The 264-nt window shown below is 56.4% G+C and carries 1 protein-coding gene; it reads left to right on the top strand.

The features are described 5' to 3' along the window. Positions 1–264: LysM peptidoglycan-binding domain-containing protein (locus tag SB679_RS24730; RefSeq protein WP_410704936.1), on the top strand; the 264-nt coding region annotated here is incomplete at both ends.

Below are 264 nucleotides of genomic sequence, written 5' to 3'. Positions count from 1 at the left end.
ACACAAAGGGAACCACCTACTTTGTCCGTGCAGGGAACCATATCCAACTACAGAAAAATCCCGTCGACAGTACATCCGGTACCGGAACAGCGGTCAACAATTCGTTCGGCCGGACCATCTTCTACACCACGGTCGCCGGCGATTCATTCGACAGCATCGGTTACAAATTCAGGAGTACGACCGCGCAGCTGCTGCAGTACAACCCGTCCCTGGCCGCGGACCGGCCCATCCCAGTTGGAACCAAGGTCAACCTGATACCCGGAC

Origin of the sequence: Chryseobacterium sp. SIMBA_029, from assembly GCF_046535275.1 — a bacterium.
Lineage (GTDB): Bacteria > Bacteroidota > Bacteroidia > Flavobacteriales > Weeksellaceae > Chryseobacterium.
The sequence above is the reverse complement of the archived record's forward strand: the minus strand, read 5'-3'. Positions and strand labels throughout refer to the sequence as shown.